The following is an 18,501-nucleotide window of genomic DNA, read 5'->3' as shown; positions in this document are numbered from 1 at the left end:
AATTTCTCGCCGCAAGGCAATCTTTCTCAGCTCCAGTGCCGGATTTCCCGTGCCCCAAACACGTTTAGAAACATGCCGATAAACGAAGCGTTCTTCTATATGCACAATCGACCGTAAGCGGTATGATTATGCCGTCGAATGGCACCAGGGTAGTTTCCTGGCGTCTCCGGCAGCCCACGCGGGCAACCATGTCCCCTGGGCGCTGCGCTTCATCGGTACTACCTCGCTCTCTTGTTCGGTCTGCTGTTAAGTTCGGCTGGCCTCAGGGTCTGCCGACCGGGGATATGGAGGTAACATGGCACAGAATGCTTCGGTCATCGATAGCGTGGAGACGCTGGAGGCGCATCTGAAGACGATGCGCGAAGCCCAGGCAGAGTTCGCAAAGTTCACGCAGGAGCAGGTGGACAAGATTTTCTATGCCGCCGCCATTGCAGCGAACAAGGCCCGCATTCCTCTCGCCCAGATGGCCTACGAGGAGACCGGCTACGGCGTGATGGAGGACAAGGTCGTCAAGAACCACTACGCCGCCGAGTTTGTCTACAACAAGTACAAGGACACCAAGACCTGCGGCGTCATCGAGGACGATCGTGCCTTTGGCATGAAGAAGATCGCCGAGCCCCTCGGTGTCGTGGCTGCCGTCATCCCCACCACCAACCCCACGTCGACGGCCATCTTCAAGACGCTGATTTGCCTCAAGACGAGGAACGCCATCATCATCTCCCCGCACCCGCGTGCCAAGAAGTGCACGTCGGAGGCCGCACGCGTCGTCCGTGACGCCGCCGAGGCCGCGGGCTGCCCCAAGGGCATCATCGACTGGATCGACACACCCTCCATCGAGCTTACCAACACGCTCATGCAGGAGGCCGACATCATCCTCGCGACGGGCGGCCCCGGCATGGTCAACGCCGCATACAGCTCCGGCACCCCTGCCCTGGGCGTTGGCCCGGGCAACAACCCCGCCATCATCGACGACACCGCAGACGTCATCGAGGCCGTCAACTCCATCATGCATTCCAAGACCTTCGACAACGGCATGATCTGTGCTACCGAGCAGAACGTAATCGTTCTCGACGGCGTGTATGACGCGGTCAAGGCTGAGTTCCAGAAGCGCGGCGCCTACTTCCTCAACGACGAGGAGGCCGACAAGGTCGGCAACACCGTTATCGTGAACGGTGGCGTCAACGCCAAGATGGTTGGCCAGCCTGCCACCAGAATCGCGGAGGCTGCAGGCATCGAGGTTCCCGCCTGGACCAAGATCCTCATTGGCGAGACCGAGTCCGTCGAGCCCTCCAACCCCTGGGCGCACGAGAAGCTGACCACCATCCTCGGTATGTACCGCGCTACGGACTTCGATGATGCCCTCGCCAAGGCGTCCCGTCTCATCGCTGACGGCGGCTACGGCCACACCTCCTCGCTCTTCATCGACACCCGTGAGACCGAGAAGGTCGACAAGCACTCCGAGGCCATGAAGACCTGCCGTATCCTGATCAACACCCCGGCCTCCCTCGGCGGAATTGGCGACATCTACAACTTCGAGCTTGCCCCGTCGCTTACGCTTGGCTGCGGCTCCTGGGGCGGCAACTCGTTCTCTGGCAACCTCGATATCCACCAGCTGCTCAACATCAAGTCGGTCGCAGAGAGGCGCGAGAACATGCTTTGGTTCAGGACTCCCGAGAAGGTCTACTTCAAGAAGGGCTGCATGCCCGTTGCCCTCCGCGAGCTCAAGGAGGTCTACGGCTGCAAGCGCGCCTTCATCGTCACGGACTCCTTCCTCTACACCTCCGGCTTCACCAAGAAGATTGAGGGCCCGCTGGACGAGATGGGCATCACCCACTCCAGCTTCTGGTCCATCTCGCCTGACCCCAAGCTCCAGGATGCCGAGAAGGGCGAGGAGCTTCTCCGCGCCTTCAACCCCGACGTGATCATTGCCATCGGCGGTGGCTCCGCAATGGACGCCGGCAAGATCATGTGGACCATGTACGAGCACCCGGAGGAGAAGTTCGACGACATGGCCGTCGACTTCATGGACATCCGCAAGCGCGTCTACCGCTTCAAGCCCATGGGCCAGAAGGCAAAGTTCGTCGCCATCCCCACGTCCTCCGGTACCGGCTCTGAGGTCACCCCGTTCGCCATCATCACGGACGCGAACACCGGCATCAAGTGGCCCATCACGGACTACGAGCTCATGCCCACCATGTCCATCGTCGACACCGACAACATGATGACGCAGCCCAAGGGCCTCACCTCCGCCTCCGGCATCGACGTCCTCACCCACGCGATGGAGGCCTACGTCTCGATCATGGCATCCGACTACACGGACGCCATCGCCCTCAAGGCCGCGAAGCTCGTCTTTGACTGGCTGCCCACGGCCTACTCCGAGCCCACGAACGTCGAGGCCCGCGACCACATGGCCAACGCCTCCTGCCTCGCCGGCATGGCGTTCGCCAACGCCTTCCTCGGCCTCAACCACTCCATGGCCCACAAGCTGGGTGCCTATCACCACATCCCGCACGGCTGGGCCAACGCCGTCATCCTTACTCGCGTGGCGCGCTACAACGCCGCCGAGCGCCCGACCCGCATGGGCACGTTCTCCCAGTACGAGTATCCCCACGCAAAGGCCCGCTATGCCGAGATGGGCCGCTTCTGCGGCTTTGGCACTGCCGCCGATTCCGACGACGTGGTGTTCGAGCGCTTCATGGACGGCATCGAGAAGCTCAAGGACTTCATCGGCGTCAAGAAGACCATCGCCGAGTACGGCGTGGACGAGAAGTACTTCCTCGACACCCTGGACGAGATGAGCCTCAACGCCTTCAACGACCAGTGCACCGGCGCCAACCCCCGTTACCCGCTCGTGGCCGAGATCAGGAGCCTGTACCTGGACGCCTACTACGGCCGTCCCGCCACGTCCTACGAGGACGAGGGCCTGGAGATCCGCGAGATCGAGAAGACCGACCACGCCGGTCAGGCGGAGTCCGCAGAAGAGTAACGTCCAGAGGCCACGCTTGATAGGAGGAAGCATGAAGCTTTCCGATGATAAGGTCGAGATTGTCCGCAGGCACAACAAGGTCGTCTATCACGACGGAGACCGCACGGTGAAGGTCTTCGTCCCCACGAAGCCCGCCGTCGACGTGTTTCGCGAGGCTCTCAACCTTGCCCGCATGGAGCAGGCTGAGGGGCTCAACACGCCGCAGGTGCTCGAGGTCTCGCAGGTCGAGGACGGTTCTTGGGCGCTCGCGATGAAGTACGTCCCCGGCAAGACCCTCCACGAGATGATGGACGAGGCCAAGGGCACGCCCAAGTTCGACGAGCTCCTCAAGTTCTTCGTGGACCTGCAGATCAAGGTTCAGAAGACCCCCGCGCCCAAGGCGCTCAACGCGCAGGGCGACAAGCTCGTCCGCATGATCTCTCGCGTCAAGGGGATGGACCCCTCCGCCCGCTACGATCTTCAGATGCGCGCGGACCGCATGAAGCGCGGCACGGCGATCTGCCATGGCGACTTCAACCCCACGAACATTGTGGTTGGCGAGGGCGAGCCGTTCGTCTGCGACTGGACTCACGTGACGGTTGGCCTGCCTGAGGCGGATGCAGCCATGACCTACATGCTGCTCAAGCTTGAGTTCCCCGAGGCTGCCGACAAGTACCTTGACGTCTACTCCAAGTCTGCCGATGTCCCCAAGCAGAAGATTATGTACTGGCTGCCCGTCGTCGCTGCCGCAGAGCTCTCGCGCGGCCGTAAGGGCAACGAGGAGTTCCTCAAGGGCTGGATCGACATGGCCAGCGACTACGAGTAGGCCGTTCGACCTTCTTGCCATCTCGTTTGATCGAGGCATCCGGTGCAAGCCGGGTGCCTCTTTCTGTGCAGGAGAGGCCTGTTTCGTCTAAGCTTGATTGGTTACTTTCAGGTAGATCCCGCTCGTGCATCGCAAGGAGTTATCCATGCGTTTCTCGTCTCGTCGTCGCCATCAGCTTGCCCAGGCGCTCTCGTTCCTGGGTGTCCTTGTCCTTGCCGTGGTCGTTGTCTTCTCACTTTCTGCCTGCAAGAGCGATACCGAGAAGGTCACAGAGACCGTGACACAGTTCATGGACGGCTACGATGCCCTCGCCCACCCTAAGGACGATGACGACAAGAAGGACGACGAGAAGCCCAAGGACGATGGCGTGCCAGACCCCCAGTTTGGCGACGACGCGACCGTCACCAAGCTCGACGAGTTTGGCGTTGAGACGGAGGAGTACCACCAGCACCTGCTTACGCACTTCTCGTACCAGGTGGGAGACGTGAGTGTGGCCGATGACGGCAAGACCGCCACAGCTACGGTGAGCATTACCAACGCAACGCTCTCAGACGCCATCACCAACGCCGCGTCAGACTTCGAGGCTTGGATGCTCTCGGACGAGATGCAATCTACGCTTGACTCCGGTGGGCGCGCCGCACTCGTGGACAAGCTCTTTAACTTTCTCTACCAGCGCCTCGATGCCGATGACGCCACGTGCGCCACGACTGACGCCACGCTGACGCTTACCAAGGGCGATGACGGCACCTGGGCCATCGACACCCCGCTTCCTGATGAGTTCTACGCAGCGCTCTATGGCGGTACCGATATCCGCACCGCCGAGGAGGCCGTCACTCAATGAGACAAAGGGAGTTTCCCTTTGTCTCATTCCCTCACATACGTGAAAAACGAGAAGTGCGTGCCCTTTGCGGTGACGCCGGCGTCCTCCTCGTGCTCGACGCGCCACGCGGGGTCATCGTCCAGGTTGGGAAAGAAAGCATCGGCAGGTTTCTCGACGTCGAACTTGGTCACGTAGATGTGCGTGCACTGGCCGAGAAGCGCCCGGTAGATGGACTCGCCGCCAATCAGCCACACCCTGTTGGGGTCATCTGCCGCAACAGCCTTCAGCGCCGCGGCGGGGGAGTCAACGCCAACGACGCCCTCTGGCAGCGCCGCGGGGTCGTGCGTGACCACGACGTTCCTCCTCCCCTTGAGCGGACCCCCGGGGAAGCTCTCGAGGGTCTTTCTCCCCATGACAACGGTGCCACCCATGGTCAGCTCCACAAAGCGGTGCATGTCGACCTTGCTGTGGACAAGAAGCGAGCCCTGGTAGCCAATGCCCCAGTCACGGCACACAGCAACGATTGCGTTCATTGAGACCTCCAATTTCTCATCCCAGTTGTTCCCGCCCCATCTTCCTTTCCCCGTTCTTTATCGGTTTCTGAGAAAACGCCCCTGCATTTGCCCAGTTGGCGAGAAGATCAATTCTCAAATTCCGATAAAGAACGAGGGGCCGGCGGAACCAGCAGGGGCGGCGGAACCAGCAGGGTCGGCGGGATAGGGGCAGCAGCTAGATGGCGATGGGGATGTTCTTGACCTGTGGGCCGCACTCGTAGTCCTCGACGATAAGGTCATCGGTCGTGAACTGGTAGAAGTCCGTGACCTCGGGGTTGAGGCTTACCTTGGGCGCCGTGTGGCGCGGGCGGGAGATGAGTTCGCGGATGATGGGCACGTGGCGGTCGTAGATGTGGGCATCGGCGATCATGTGCACAAGCTCGCCCGCGTTCATGTTGGAGACCTGCGCCACCATCATGAGGAGGATGGCGTACTGGCACACGTTCCAGTTATTTGCCGCAAGCACGTCCTGACTGCGCTGGACGAGGAGCATGTTGAGCGTGGGTCGGCTCTCGCCAGGCTCCTGCGTCACGTTGTAGATGGCGTTATAGGCACAGGGATACAGGTGCATCTCGGAGAGGTCCGAGAACGTGTAGAGGTTGGTCATGATGCGGCGCGAGTAGGGGTTCTCGCGCAGGTCCTTGAGAACGCGGTCCATCTGGTCATAGTCGCCGTCGGCGTAGTGGGAGACCTTGCCCACCTGGTAGCCGTACGCCTTGCCAATGGAGCCCGTCTCGTCTGCCCACTCGTCCCAGATGTGGCTGTGGAGGTCGTGGACGTTGTTGGACTTGCGCTGGTAGATCCAGAGGACCTCGTCCATGCAGCTCTTGAGCGCCGTGCGCCTCAGCGTGATGGCCGGGAACTCCTCTCGCAGGTCGTAGCGATTGCACACGCCAAAGCGCTTGATGGTGTAGGCCGGCGTGCCGTCCTCCCAGTGCGGACGAACCTTCTGGCCCTCGGTGGTGGTGCCGTTCTCAAGAATATCGGTGCACATGTCGACAAAGATGTCGTCTGCCTTGCTCATGGGTCTCCCTCCCGTGCGTGGTGGCGTGTGGGCTCGTCTTCCTACAGGGGCTCCGATTCAATTATCTGGTCCCAGGCAGTCCCCAGCGTCTGGATGAGCCCTTTGTCTGCCGGAAGCCAGTCCACGCCGAGAAGCCCGTCGCGCCCAAGCCACCGCAGCTCCTTGTGCTCACCGGGCTTTGCGACGGGCTCTGCTCCCGGTGCCAGCGTGCACACGAAGCAGTCCATGACCAGGTGGAACTCAGGGTAGTCGTAGGCCAGCGTGTCGAGAAGCCACATCACCTGAAGCTTGCAGCCAAGCTCCTCCGTGATCTCTCGACGGCAGGCCTCCTCGCTCGTCTCGCTGGGCTCCACCTTGCCGCCGGGAAACTCCCAGCCGTCCATGCCGTGCGCGCGCCGAGCTGCCAGGATAAGCCCGTCTCGCTGGATGATCGCTGCCGCCACGTGGACCGTGGGAAGCGCGACCTCGGTCTCCTCCGTCATGCGCGGCCCTCCATCCTCATGATGGCTCGGGCCTTGCCGTCATCGCCGTTGATGCTCACGGTGATGTCGTTGCCGTCGCCATAGACCACGGGGGTCAAGGTGTCGCCGAGGAGTGCCATGGTGCGGTACTGCACCTCAAGGCGCACAAGGTCGATGGCGTGCCCCAGCTCGCCGGCTGCGAGAAGGGCAAAGCGCACGTACTCCGCGTTGTTCACGTGACGGTTGGTGTCCAGGTGTTGCTCGGTTATCACGATGGGGGAGGTTGCGGTGCCCTCGCCCTGGGGCTTCAGGTGGCGCGAGATCTGCGGCAGGTCCGCCGGGCGTTCGTCTCCCTGAAGGAAGACCGACTCGCTCTGCGGGATGCTGATGACGCGCTCCTGCGAGAAGTCGTACATGTACCACTGAGAGTCTGCGCGCACGTGCGTGGTACCGTCTGCCCCGCGAATCTCGAAGCAGCGTTCGGCCTGTAGGCGCTTCATGGCATAGCACCAGGTGCTTGTCGTGATGGTGTCGCAGAAGTGGGGGAGCGAGTCGATCTGGATGAGCCAGGAGGTCACAAACCAGCCAAGGTGGTCGCGATTGAGCTCTTTGAGGCCCCTACCCACCTCCTCGCACTGGAAGGTGGAGCAGTCCTGAAGGTAGTTCATCATGGGGACGAGGGCGAGCACGCCCTTCTCGTCGCACTCGCTGTAGCGTACCCTGCTGTCGAATGAGTACATGCTGCCTCCGGTAAGGTAGGTAAACCCCCTCACCTTACAGCAATCCGGGTTAGCGACGAAGCGTTATTCTCCGCCTGCCGGCGCCCGCGTCCTGTGCCATCACAGAAAGAGCCGTGTCAGCTGCAAAGGTCAGCGCGCACGTGGTGGCGGTTGCCTCGCACGCGAACTCTCCCCACGACGAGAAGAAGGCAATGAGCTGTGGCTCGATGACAAAGACCACCAGCACCGAGAAGATGCCAAAGACCGCCGAGGCTATGGGGCAAACAATCCCACGGTAGTTGAGTGGCCAGCCCGTGTAGTCCCACCAGCGCCTCCCAAAGCGCTCCTCAAGTACGTGTCCCGTGGCATACTCGATGGCTGTTGCAAGGATGGAACCCGCAACAAACACGGCCAGCGGGCTCTCCAGGTGCCCGAGAAGAACGTAGACAGCAACTGCGCCGGTGCCGTAGATGGGGCATGCGGGTCCAAAGAGAAAGCCGCGCCGCACGGGGCGCCTCTCCACAATCGAGCAGTACACGGTCTCCCAGACCCACCCTCCCACGGATATCGTTGTCATCGAGAGCATGAGAATCGAGATGCCCCATGGCGTAAGGTCCGGCGCGTTCATGGTTGCGAGCGCGGCAATTACCGCCACGATGCGTTCTAGCATGCGGTACCTCCCTCAGATGTGGTGGCCCAGGGGCGTTGCGCGAAGACCTCGACCGTCGAGCAGGCCTTGTCGACAAGCGAGACCACAAGGGCTTCCACGTGACGTGGGGGAGAGGGCACGAGCGGGAACATGTGGTGGGCGATGATGTCTCGTTCGAGCGGGGTAAGGTCGGGAAAGTCTGCCTCGGCGTTTCTCAGCGCATGGCGTGGGTGCGTGAAACCGTGCCACGCGTCGGGAGCGGCGTTGTGGTCATGCCAGTCGTAGAGATAGTAGTCGTGGAGTAGCGCCCCGCGCACCAGCGCGCGTTCGTTGCAGCGGATGTCAAGCTTTCTCACCAGAGCCAGGCTTAGGTAGGCTACGGCAGCAACGTGCTCGAGTGTGGTGGTCTGGCCGTGCTGCACGTAGCCTGCCATGAGCGCCACGCGAGGGGCTGCAAGCGTGGGCGCCGCCAGCTCCTCGTAGCGTTGACGAATTTCATCTGGGGTAGAATTCACGCGTGGCTCCCTAATCCGGAGAATCGACTTATTTCCAATATTGGAAATAAGTATACTATGGGAAGTAAATGACGGGCATGGTAAACATCACGTCGTTCTTGAGGAGTGAGTGAGATGGGCACCCAGCCCACGGTACACATCGACCTTCGCGTAAAGCGCTCGCAGGCAGCCATACGAGCCGCCGTGGTTTCGCTGCTCTCCGAGAAGCCCACACAGGACATCACCGCAAAGGACGTTGCCGAGCGTGCTCTCATCAACAAGAAGACCTTCTATGCTCACTACCCAAGCGTGCGCGCTGTTCTTCAGGAGATAGAGAACGATGCTGTGAGCGAGGTCTCGGGCATCTTCAAGTCCGGCGACGTGAGCACCCCTGCCGGGCTCTCGAAGGTGCTTTCCCAGCTCAAGGGCCTGGCTTCCGACGGTGCCACGGCGTTTGGCGCGCTCGCCCGTACGCCTGCCCGCACGCTTCTCTCCGAGCGTCTCAGGCGCGAGCTCTCCGGGCACCTGGGCGGACTCTCGGCCGTATCCTCGCAGCTCTCCACATCCCTCTCGTCTCGAGTTTCATGCGCCGTCGACTTTGCCTCTGGTGGCATCGTTTCGCTGTTGGCAAGTTGGCTATTTGGAGAGCGTTCTATGAGTGAGGATGAGCTTTCGCAGACTGTCATACAGTCGGTGCGCTCGTGCCTGGGTGCCGTGCGCTCTATGGCTATGACTCCAACCGGAGATACTAACTGCGCATAGCTCCTCCGCCAACGCCCGGCCTTCTCTGCTCTAGAATCTCTTGTATCAGATGCGTGTCGCGCTGTCTTGTGCGGTGCGATCGCGCCGAGCGGTGGCAGGCGAAAGGGGCGTCCCATGACCCAGGGGCAGAAGGTACGCATCGCAACCATTGGCACAAGCGGGATAGCCCAACGCTTTCTCGATGCGCTTGCCGGCTTTGAGGGTGCCTCCTACGCGGGGGCCTACTCGCGCGACATCTCGCGTGCCCGTGCATTTGCGCACGAGCATGGGGGAGAGCTTGCCTTCGATTCTCTCGATGAGCTGTGCGCCTGCCCCGACGTCGATGCCGTCTACATCAGCTCCCCTAATGCAGTTCACGCACCTCAGGCGCTTGCCTTGGTGCGTGCCGGCAAGCACGTGCTTGTCGAGAAGACCTTCGCCTCCAATGCTCGCGAGGCCAAGCGCGTGTTCGACGCGGCTTCCGAGCAGGGCGTTGTTGCCATGGAGGCCATGCGCTCGATCCACACGCCGGGCTTTCGCGCCGTCGTGGAGACATTGCCGCAGCTTGGCGAAGTGCGTCTCGCCCAGATGGGCTTCGCAAAGGTCACGTCGCGCATTTCGCGCCTAAGGGCGGGCGAGCGCCTCAATGTCTTTGACCCTCGACTCTCCGGCGGCAGCCTCATGGACATTGGCGTCTACTGCGTGGAACCCGCTATAGCACTCTTCGAGCGCCCAACTTCGGTGAATGCTTCGCTGGTGCTCACCGAGGTGCCTGGCGAGCCTGCCGATTCCCCGTACCGCAAGGTGGACCTTGCCGGTGCCATTCTCCTTGGGTATGGCGACAAGGTCGTGACGCTCTCGTTTGGCAAGGTCTCGGATGACCTGGCACCCTGCCAGGTGGAAGGCGAGCGCGCCACGCTCATCTACCAAGACATCACCAAGCCGCATGACCTCCGCGTAGTCGAGCACGTTGACCGTGGAATGACATGGGGGACCGTGGGCGGCACCGAGCGCACGGTGCGAGTTGAGAACCCCGAGAACGACATGGTCTGCGAGCTGGCGGACTTCTGCGAGGCGGCAAGCGGCGATGCCGTGGCGATTGAGCACGCGAATATGTGGGCAGACGTCACGCTGGCGTCGCTCGAGGTGATGGACAAGGTTCGCGCGCAGGCGGGTGTCCGCTTCCCGGCAGATGACGAGGGCTAGGCGCGGGCGCTACTCCTTGGGGAACGCAATCTCGTCAGCATCTGCAAAGCGGGCGGGTGCGTCCGAGTTTGGCTGGTACGAGCTCATGCTGTCGACCACAATGCTGCACGCCCCTGGAAGTACCTTGGCGTGATACTCGGTGACGTCTGAGCTCACCACGTCACCGTCAATCTCGAGCGGTACGGGTTCCTCGGTGCGCACCGTGATCTCATGGCCGCGGAAGGCTTCAAGGTGCGGACGGCCTATCGACTTGCCCGTCTTGTCAACAATGCCTGAGAAGAGAGGACGCAGCACCTGGGCTGCGTCCTGCGTCTCGATGACAATAACGTCGAGAAGCCCGTCGTCCATGCGGCAGTCAGGCACAATCTGAATGTCACCCTGGATCATGGCATTGTCTGCCACCATGCAGGAGATACCGCGACGGTGGTACTCCTGGCCGTCCACGATGATGGTGAACTCCTCGACAGTGGGCCGTGGGTTGGCGAATGCCGCGGCGAAGTAGGCGGCCTGTCCCATGGCGGCCTTGTTGGGCAGTGCCGCCTCCATGAGCTGGGCGTCAAAGCCTGTGCCAGACATGAGCCCAAAGCCCTTCACGTGCTGGGTGCCCTGCTCGTCTTCCCAGGAGATCTCTCCGAGGTCGATGCAGGCAGTGTGGCCAACGCGGCACGCCCGGGCCAGCGCCGCCGGCTCGGGCGCGTTGCCAATGTTTGCGAAGAGCAGGTTCGCCGTGCCCGAGGGAAACACGCAGACGGGCACGTTGCGGTTGCGCAAGGCGTAGAGCAGCCCCGTCACGGAGCCGTCACCACCGGAGAGCACGCAGACGTCAAAGTCTTCGGCGTCTGCCACAGCCTCCTCGGCAACGAAGTCCGGTGCGAGCGCGCGGAACGTGCACTCGTCGCCAGCGTGGACGAGGGCCCGCTCGAACTCGAATATGGCATCCGAGCCAAACCCCGACATGGGGTTGTGAATGATGACGCTGCGCATGATGGTCCTCCCCGGTCCCCCAACAAGGGATAGCATGTATCATGTTCCGGGCGCCGGCCCCCCGCCGGGCCACATGCACATGGTAGCCCAACGCTGGGGCCTTTGGCTAACACCTTTGAGCTGGGAGAGTCGAGTGTACATATCCACAAGCGATGAACTGAGTGCCTTCTGCGAGCGAATTGGCAACGAGCCCGTCATTGCCGTGGACACGGAGTTCCTCCGCGAGAGGACCTACTATCCCAAGCTCTGCCTCGTGCAGGTTGGTACGCCCACAGAGATTGGTGCTATCGATCCCATCCTGATCGAGGACCTCTCGCCCTTGGCGCACATCTTTGCAGACGAGCGGGTCACTAAGGTCTTCCACGCCTGTGGGCAGGACCTCGAGGTCATTCTCGACGGCATGGGCGTGACCTGCGCTTCGGTCTTCGACACGCAGGTCGCTGCCGCGTTTCTGGGCATGCGCCAGCAGGTGAGCTACGCTTCGCTGGTTGAGGCCTACGCAGGCGTGAGGCTTCCCAAGGCAGAGTCCCTCACGGATTGGTCGCGCCGCCCGCTCGACCCAGAGCAGCTCACCTACGCCGAGGATGACGTGCGCTATCTGCCTGCCATCTACGACCGCATGATGGAGCAGCTCGTCGAGAAGGACCGTCTGGCCTGGGTCCAGCCCGAGATGGCGGAGGTGACCGACCCTTCCCACATGCACAGGGACCCTCGAGAGGCCTATCTCAGACTCAAGCGCTCGAGCTCCCTCACGCGCCGGCAGCTTGCCATCGCGCGCGAGGTCTGCGCGTGGCGCGAGCAGACGGCGGCAAACCACGACGTTCCCCGCAAGTGGGTTCTCTCGGACGAGGTGGTGGTTGAGGTCTGCAAGAGGGCGCCGCGCAGCCGCGACCGGCTGCGCAAGATTCGCGGCACCGACCAGCTTAGCGAGAGGGACGTGCGCGACCTTCTCGACGCCGTCCACGCAGGGGAGGAAGTCCCCGGCTCTGCCTGCCCACAGCCGGAGCGCCATGCGCACCCCTCCGCCGAGGTGGAGAGCGTGGTGGACCTCATGGTTGCGCTGGTGAGGATTGTCTCCGAGAAGTCCGGCATCGCAACGCAGCTCATAGCCACCAGGGATGACCTTGTGGAGTTCGCGCAGGACCGCTCTAAGTCGCGTCTTGCGACCGGTTGGCGACACGAGCTGGCCGGCAAGCAGCTCGAGAGCCTGCTCGAAGGTTCTGTGGGCCTCACGGTGCGCGACGGCCGCATCGAGGTCATCTAGGGCGGGGACGAGAGGAACCGGCATCAGGCCTTTCTTGCGCATGCTATTTGTGTCGCGCGGCTTTTGTATCATCGTTGGTGCCGGACGGCCTTGGGTACATATGCCCCACGGCCCCCAACGATTGGAGCTTCCTATATGGGCTATTACTACTACGGGTACGGTATCGACTTTGCCTACTACGGCATCGTGATCCTCTCCCTCTTCTTGGGTCTAATCACCCAGTCCTACATCAAGCGTAAGTACGAGCGCTGGTCCAAGGTCGACGCATCTTTTGACGGCACCGGCGCAGACGTTGCGCGCCAGATGCTCAACGAGGGTGGCGCATCGAGCGTGGGGATCACCTCGGTTGCCGGGCACCTCACGGATTACTACGACCCACGTGACAACAACCTGCACCTCTCCGAGGAGAACATGCGTGGCGGCTCCGTTGCCTCCGTTGCCGTGGCCTGCCACGAGGCGGGTCATGCCGTGCAGCGCGCCAAGGACTATGCCCCCATGCGCGTGCGTACGGCACTCGTGCCGGTGGTCAACTTCTCGCAGAACGTGTGGATGCTCGTGTTTCTCGCCGGCGTCTTCATGAACGCCGTCGGCCTCGTGCGCATCGCTATTGCGCTCTTTGCCTTCTCGGTCATCTTCCAGCTTGTCACGCTCCCGGTAGAGATAAACGCCTCCAGGCGCGCCGTCCAGTTCCTCGAGACGCACGGCCAGGGCATAGACCGCCAGGGCGCCAAGGAGGTGCTCACGGCGGCCGCGCTTACATACGTCGCCGCGGCGCTCGTCTCGGTGGTGCAGCTGCTCTACCTCATGGGCCGCACCGATAGGAGGGATTAGCCCATGGCGGGCACCAAGGAGGAGCCGCTCTCGGTGACCGAGGCGGTTCAGGTGGCCAAGGGCCAGGTGGCGCAGATTCCCACCCTGGTGGTCATGGGCGAGGTGAGCGGCTTCCGCGGGCCAAACGCCCGCTCCGGACACTGCTACTTCGAGGTCAAGGATGCCACGGCGGCCATGTCGACCATCGCGTGGCGCGGTGTTTACCGTGACTTTGTCGAGACCTCTGGCACGCAGCTGCGCGACGGCCTCCAGATTCAGATGACAGGCGCCTTCGACGTCTACCAGAACACGGGCAAGCTCTCGTTTGTCGCCAAGCACATCACGGTGGCGGGGGAGGGGCTTCTCCGCCAGCAGGTTGCCGAGCTTGCGCGCAAGCTCGAGCGCGAGGGCCTCATGGACCCGGCGCGCAAGAGGCGCATCCCAGCCTTCTGCTCGCGTGTCTGCGTTGTCACATCGCTTTCCGGCAGCGTGATTGAGGACGTCAAGCGCACGCTGCGGAGAAGGAACCCGCTCGTGCAGATAGACGCGGTGGGCTGTGCCGTGCAGGGCAAGCATGCCCCGGCAACCATCATCCGCGCGCTTGAGGTCGCCGCGGCGTCGAAGCCAGACGCAATCCTGCTCGTGCGCGGTGGTGGCTCCTTCGAGGACCTCATGTGCTTCAATGACGAGCAGCTTGCCCGCGCCGTCGCCGCCTGTCCCGTGCCCGTGATCACGGGCATTGGCCACGAGCCGGACACGTCGATCTGCGACATGGTATCGGACAGGCGCTGCTCTACGCCCACGGCAGCGGCAGAGTCTGTGGCACCTGCCATGAATGAGATTGAGACCCTCATCAACCAGCGCGGCGTTCGTCTGGGCAACGCCATGGCAGCATCGTTGCAGGCTAACGCGAACGCTATGGACGCCCTTGGCGAGAGGGCTGCGCGTTCCATGGAGGCGAGCCTCTCTCGTCTGTCGGTATATGTGGACTCTCTTGCGTCACGGCGCTGCCTCACCGACCCCATGGCCACGTTGGAGGACCGCGCCCGTACGCTTGACCTCACCGAGGAGAGGCTGCATGCCGCAATCCCCAAGTCGCTCGCGCGATCCTGCGAGCGCGTCGAGAGTGACGCGCACCGTCTGTCCGTGGCGGGCAGGGGTCTCTTGCGCCCGTACCAGACGTCCGTGGCGCGGCATGCGGCAACGCTCGACGCGCTCTCGCCGCTCAAGGTCTTGGGCCGCGGCTACGCCCTTGCCCAAGACGCCGAGGGGCACGTGCTTTCCAACGCGTCCCAGGTGGAAGTGGGTGAAGAGATTTCCGTTCTCCTTGGCGAGGGGGAGCTTGGGGCAACGGTGACCAGTGTGGGCCAGGCCGCGTCGTAGGACAACTTGTCACACGTTCAACGCGAACACGCGGCTTTGCCGCGAGGAAGGGAGACAAAGATGGCAGATGACGCCACCAAGGACACGAGGAAGGTGGAGGACCTCAGCTTCAAGGAGGCCTCCGTCGAGCTCGAGCAGATCGTGCGCTCGCTCGAGGCGGGCGACCTTGAGCTCGAGGAGTCGCTCGAGCGCTACAGCAGGGGCGTGGAGCTCCTGAAGAGCCTGCGCGAGCGCCTTGCCAATGCAGAGCAGAAGGTGCGCGTGCTTCTCGACGCCACCGACGAGGACGCCCCCGTTACCGATACCACTGCGGCGCCCTCCACGGCCTACCTGGACGACTAGCTCCGCGGCGGGATTGAGTTGCCGGGCAATGGAATCCCATTGCCCGGCAACGGGATTCCATTGCCGGGGAGGAAAATCCCGCACACATGGGACGAGATAAGGAGTAAGAAATGCCAGACTGCCTCTTCTGCAAGATCGCGAACGGCGAGATTCCCACCAACTTCCTGTACGAGGATGATCTTGTGGTCGCCTTCCCCGATATCAACCCGCTCACGCCCACTCACGTGCTCGTGGTTCCCAAGAAGCACTACGAGAACATCACCGACAACGTTCCCGCCGAGACGCTTGCCGCCATTGCGCACGCGGTGAAGGTCGTCGCGGAGCAGACGGGCATTGACAAGACCGGTTTCCGCTGCATCACCAATACCGGCGACGACGGCGGCCAGTCCGTGCACCACCTGCACGTCCATGTGCTTGGCGGCCGGAAGCTCGATCCCACCGCAGGGGAGGGGAAGTAGCGTGGAGCCCAGAAGCGAGCTTGCCGCCGAGCGTCACGCCCGGGGCTACAACTGCGCGCAGGCCGTCGTCTGCACCTATGCAGACCTGGTAGGCATGGACGAGACCACGCTCTTCAGGGCGTGCGAGGGCTTGGGACTTGGCATGGGAGGCATGGAGGGCACCTGCGGCGCGCTGTCAGGCGCTTGCATGCTGGCTGGCCTTGTCAACAGCACGGGTGACCTCGCACACCCCACGAGCAAGGGTTCGACTTACGCGCTCTCCCGCCAGATGGTGGCGGAGTTCGGGCGTGAGGCCGGTGCCACGGCGTGCCATGACCTCAAGGGCCGCGAGACGGGTGTTGTTCTCACCCCCTGCCCGCGCTGCATCGAGATAGCCTGCGACCTGGTTGAGAAGACGCTCTTCTCGGGCAAAGTCGCCTAAACGTCACAGGGTTTTCTGCGCCTTCCGCGCGGGTTCGCTGCCATTTGGGTGGCAACGAGCCCGCGCGGCGCTATCATGGCCCTTGTTGCGTGTGCATTTGGGGCATCGCACCCTTCGAGAGGAGATTCATGAACGTTCTTGTCATCAACGCCGGCAGCTCGTCTCTTAAGTACCAGTTGCTCGACACCAAGACTCGCGAGGTCTACGCAAAGGGCAACTGCGAGCGCATCGGCATCGATGGGTCATTTGTTGGCCACGAGGAGCGCGGCGGCGAGAAGAAGAAGCTCGAGGTGGCCCTGCCCGACCACAAGACTGCCGTGAAGTACGTCTTCCAGATACTTGACGAGGCAGGCTTTGACACCGCAAAGATCGAGGGCATTGGCCACCGCGTCGTTCAGGGCGGCTGGTACTTCCCCGAGTCGAAGGTCGTGACCGACGAGACCCTGGGCTGGGTCCGAGAGGTCGCGCCGCTTGCGCCGCTGCACAACTACGCCGAGGCGGACGTCATCCAGATCTGCCGCGAGATGTTCCCCTCCATCGGCAACGTGATCGTGGCCGACACCTCGTTCCACTACAACATCCCCGAGAAGGCATGGCGCTACGCCCTCCCGCGCGACGTCGTGGACAAGCTGCATATCCGCAAGTACGGCGCGCATGGCACTTCTCACCGCTACATCTGGCGCACCACCAGCCAGTTCCTCAACGGTGACGTTCACAAGCTCGTCTCCTGCCACCTTGGCTCCGGCGCCTCTCTTGCCGCCATCCAGGATGGGCACGACATGGACACCACCATGGGCCTCACGCCGCTCGACGGTCTCATCATGGGCACTCGTTGCGGCACCATTGACCCGGCCACCGTCTGCTACCTGGTGCGTGAGGGCGGCTACACCATCGACGAGGTCGACACCATGATGAACAAGCAGTCCGGTCTGCTCGCGCTCTCCGGCGTCTCCTCTGACTCCCGCGATATCGAGGCGGGTGCCGAGAAGGGAGACAAGAACTGCCAGATGGCACTTGACATGTTCTATTACCGCACCTCTCAGCTCATCGCCGAGATGGCTCAGTCCATGCACGGCTTTGACACCATGGCCTTCTCCGCGGGCATTGGCGAGAACTCCGCCGAGATGCGTCTGGGTGTGGCCAAGGAGCTCGAGTGGCTGGGCGTCAAGATCGACGAGAAAGCCAACGAGGTCCGCTCCGACGAGCCGCGCGTCATCTCCACGCCGGACTCCAAGGTGAAGGTGCTCGTCGTCCCCACCAACGAGGAGTACATGATTGCCCTCGACGTCGAGGAGCTGCTCTCCAAGTAGCGCTGTTCAACGCATTGGCGTAACGAGAAGTCCGCCTGGGACCGGTTCCCAGGCGGACTTCTTTTTGCTACTGGTTGCGGCGACGTGCAGGGGCGTGCACGCTCCTAGAACGGCGATACCGAGAACTCGTAGGAGACCTTCTCGCCCAGGTCGAGCGACTCCATGCCGCGCTTCTCCTCGAAGATGTCCGACTCGTCGTGGCAGGTGGCAACGCCGCGCCAGGGCTCGATGGCAACGAAGGGCGCGCCGGGCGCCGACCACACCCCAAGGTAGGGGAAGTCATCGAAGTCAAGCTCGACGCCGTGGCCGCTCTTAGTACCCAAGAGCGTGACCGTACGGCCGGGAACGTCCTGGAACGTGAGGGTGAGGTACTTGTCGAATAGCTCGTGCGAGAGGGACAGCGTGTCCGCGTCCTCGAAGAGCGTGAACGGTCGGTCAAAGTCGCAGAGCCCATCGGCGTCGATGGCGGGGGAGACGGCCGTCCAGGGACGTGTGAAGCGCAGCTCGTAGTCATCGAACGACTCGCCGTTGGCGTCTGGTGCGGGCACGTTGAACGCTGGGTGGCCACCAAGCGTGAAGGGCATGATTTCGTCACCAGTGTTGGTGACGGTGAAGCGCTGGAGCATGCGCTCGCCATCGACCGTGTAGGTCATGTTGAGACGGAAGGCATAGGGGAATGCGCTCATGGTCTCGGGCGTGCTCTCAAGCTCGAAGGTCACGGAGTCTTCGGTCTTCTCGACAATGCGGTGTTCGTAGTTTCTTGCCAGTCCGTGGCGGCCAAGGTGAACCTCGCCTGCGGCGCTCTTGGCGAAGTTGTTGCGCAGGCAACCCACGATGGGGAAGAGGATGGGTGCCCTTCTCGGCCAGAACTTCTCGTCTCCCTGCCAGAGGTATTCATTGCCACTGAGCTTGAGGCTCATGAGCTGCGCGCCCTGTGAGTCTATCGAGGCCTCGAGTGCGCCCTTGCGTATTGTGGTCGTGGTCGACATCTCTTCCCCCAAACGTCGCTTGCGTCCCAGGCGGGTGCCTGGCCGGAGCACCTCAGGTGCCTGCTCTGTCTATTCCCAAAA

20 protein-coding genes are annotated in these 18,501 nt (G+C 62.5%); 12 read left to right on the top strand and 8 right to left on the bottom strand.

The features are described 5' to 3' along the window. Window positions 1-295: 295 nt before the first annotated feature. The 3 genes from adhE (at window position 296) to AUL39_RS05780 (ending at window position 4,632) form a co-directional block, all read left to right on the top strand. On the top strand, window positions 296-2,986 hold the full coding sequence (adhE, locus tag AUL39_RS05790) for a bifunctional acetaldehyde-CoA/alcohol dehydrogenase (protein ID WP_082667270.1): 2,691 nt from the start codon (window positions 296-298) through the stop codon (window positions 2,984-2,986). 31 nt (window positions 2,987-3,017) lie between these two features. Further along, window positions 3,018-3,791 (top strand): phosphotransferase family protein, encoded by a 774-nt coding sequence (locus AUL39_RS05785; RefSeq protein ID WP_059054603.1) that lies wholly within the window; start codon window positions 3,018-3,020, stop codon window positions 3,789-3,791. Window positions 3,792-3,936: 145 nt separating this feature from the next. Next, entirely contained in the window at window positions 3,937-4,632 is a 696-nt protein-coding gene (locus tag AUL39_RS05780) for a hypothetical protein (RefSeq protein WP_059054601.1), read from the top strand. A 23-nt stretch (window positions 4,633-4,655) separates the two neighbouring features. On the opposite strand, the gene AUL39_RS05775 is transcribed toward AUL39_RS05780, so the two are convergent. The 6 genes from AUL39_RS05775 to AUL39_RS05750 form a co-directional block, all read right to left on the bottom strand. After that, a complete protein-coding gene (locus AUL39_RS05775) occupies window positions 4,656-5,144 on the bottom strand; it encodes a dihydrofolate reductase (protein WP_059054598.1) in 489 nt (162 codons plus the stop codon). 196 nt (window positions 5,145-5,340) lie between these two features. Beyond that, window positions 5,341-6,189: a thymidylate synthase gene (gene thyA, locus AUL39_RS05770; RefSeq protein ID WP_032111869.1), complete on the bottom strand. Its 849-nt coding sequence runs from the start codon at window positions 6,187-6,189 to the stop codon at window positions 5,341-5,343. A 41-nt stretch (window positions 6,190-6,230) separates the two neighbouring features. Beyond that, the gene (locus tag AUL39_RS05765; protein WP_059054596.1) at window positions 6,231-6,671 is read right to left on the bottom strand and encodes a (deoxy)nucleoside triphosphate pyrophosphohydrolase; all 441 of its coding nucleotides are present in this window, start codon (window positions 6,669-6,671) and stop codon (window positions 6,231-6,233) included. Continuing rightward, a complete protein-coding gene (locus AUL39_RS05760; RefSeq protein WP_059054594.1) occupies window positions 6,668-7,390 on the bottom strand; it encodes an acyl-[acyl-carrier-protein] thioesterase in 723 nt (240 codons plus the stop codon). The genes AUL39_RS05765 and AUL39_RS05760 overlap by 4 nt, the downstream gene beginning before the upstream one ends. Window positions 7,391-7,439: 49 nt before the next feature. Beyond that, window positions 7,440-8,039, bottom strand: coding sequence for a putative ABC transporter permease (locus tag AUL39_RS05755; protein WP_059054592.1), 600 nt, complete (start codon window positions 8,037-8,039; stop codon window positions 7,440-7,442). Then, window positions 8,033-8,533, bottom strand: a complete 501-nt coding sequence (locus tag AUL39_RS05750) for an HD domain-containing protein (RefSeq protein ID WP_201783920.1) — start codon at window positions 8,531-8,533, stop codon at window positions 8,033-8,035. The genes AUL39_RS05755 and AUL39_RS05750 overlap by 7 nt, the downstream gene beginning before the upstream one ends. A 114-nt stretch (window positions 8,534-8,647) precedes the next feature. Between AUL39_RS05750 and AUL39_RS05745 the strand changes: the two genes are divergently transcribed. Continuing rightward, window positions 8,648-9,274, top strand: coding sequence for a TetR/AcrR family transcriptional regulator (locus AUL39_RS05745; protein WP_059054587.1), 627 nt, complete (start codon window positions 8,648-8,650; stop codon window positions 9,272-9,274). Between the two features lie 114 nt (window positions 9,275-9,388). Further along, window positions 9,389-10,459: a Gfo/Idh/MocA family protein gene (locus tag AUL39_RS05740; RefSeq protein WP_059054586.1), complete on the top strand. Its 1,071-nt coding sequence runs from the start codon at window positions 9,389-9,391 to the stop codon at window positions 10,457-10,459. Between the two features lie 9 nt (window positions 10,460-10,468). Here the strand turns inward: AUL39_RS05740 and AUL39_RS05735 are convergent, their stop codons facing one another. After that, window positions 10,469-11,443, bottom strand: coding sequence for a diacylglycerol/lipid kinase family protein (locus AUL39_RS05735; protein ID WP_059054584.1), 975 nt, complete (start codon window positions 11,441-11,443; stop codon window positions 10,469-10,471). A 133-nt stretch (window positions 11,444-11,576) separates the two neighbouring features. Between AUL39_RS05735 and rnd the strand changes: the two genes are divergently transcribed. From rnd to AUL39_RS05700, 7 genes are all read left to right on the top strand, one after another. After that, window positions 11,577-12,707: a ribonuclease D gene (gene rnd, locus AUL39_RS05730; RefSeq protein ID WP_059054582.1), complete on the top strand. Its 1,131-nt coding sequence runs from the start codon at window positions 11,577-11,579 to the stop codon at window positions 12,705-12,707. Between the two features lie 135 nt (window positions 12,708-12,842). Further along, complete coding sequence (locus AUL39_RS05725; RefSeq protein WP_059054580.1) at window positions 12,843-13,538, top strand: zinc metallopeptidase; 696 nt, start codon at window positions 12,843-12,845, stop codon at window positions 13,536-13,538. Window positions 13,539-13,541: 3 nt separating this feature from the next. Continuing rightward, window positions 13,542-14,900 (top strand): exodeoxyribonuclease VII large subunit, encoded by a 1,359-nt coding sequence (gene xseA / locus AUL39_RS05720; RefSeq protein ID WP_059054578.1) that lies wholly within the window; start codon window positions 13,542-13,544, stop codon window positions 14,898-14,900. A 60-nt stretch (window positions 14,901-14,960) separates the two neighbouring features. Next, entirely contained in the window at window positions 14,961-15,242 is a 282-nt protein-coding gene (gene xseB / locus AUL39_RS05715) for an exodeoxyribonuclease VII small subunit (RefSeq protein ID WP_059054576.1), read from the top strand. A 110-nt stretch (window positions 15,243-15,352) separates the two neighbouring features. Beyond that, window positions 15,353-15,700, top strand: coding sequence for a histidine triad nucleotide-binding protein (locus tag AUL39_RS05710; RefSeq protein ID WP_059054575.1), 348 nt, complete (start codon window positions 15,353-15,355; stop codon window positions 15,698-15,700). Between the two features lies 1 nt (window position 15,701). Further along, complete coding sequence (locus tag AUL39_RS05705; RefSeq protein WP_235810776.1) at window positions 15,702-16,121, top strand: C-GCAxxG-C-C family protein; 420 nt, start codon at window positions 15,702-15,704, stop codon at window positions 16,119-16,121. 128 nt (window positions 16,122-16,249) lie between these two features. After that, window positions 16,250-17,431 (top strand): acetate/propionate family kinase, encoded by a 1,182-nt coding sequence (locus AUL39_RS05700; RefSeq protein ID WP_059054570.1) that lies wholly within the window; start codon window positions 16,250-16,252, stop codon window positions 17,429-17,431. A 104-nt stretch (window positions 17,432-17,535) separates the two neighbouring features. Here AUL39_RS05700 and AUL39_RS05695 read toward each other — a convergent pair whose 3' ends face one another. Further along, complete coding sequence (locus AUL39_RS05695) at window positions 17,536-18,420, bottom strand: aldose 1-epimerase family protein (protein ID WP_059054568.1); 885 nt, start codon at window positions 18,418-18,420, stop codon at window positions 17,536-17,538. Window positions 18,421-18,501: the final 81 nt, after the last annotated feature.

The organism is Tractidigestivibacter scatoligenes (assembly GCF_001494635.1).
Lineage (GTDB): Bacteria > Actinomycetota > Coriobacteriia > Coriobacteriales > Atopobiaceae > Tractidigestivibacter > Tractidigestivibacter scatoligenes.
Note: the sequence above shows the minus strand (reverse complement) of the source record. Positions and strands in the feature narration are given on the sequence as shown.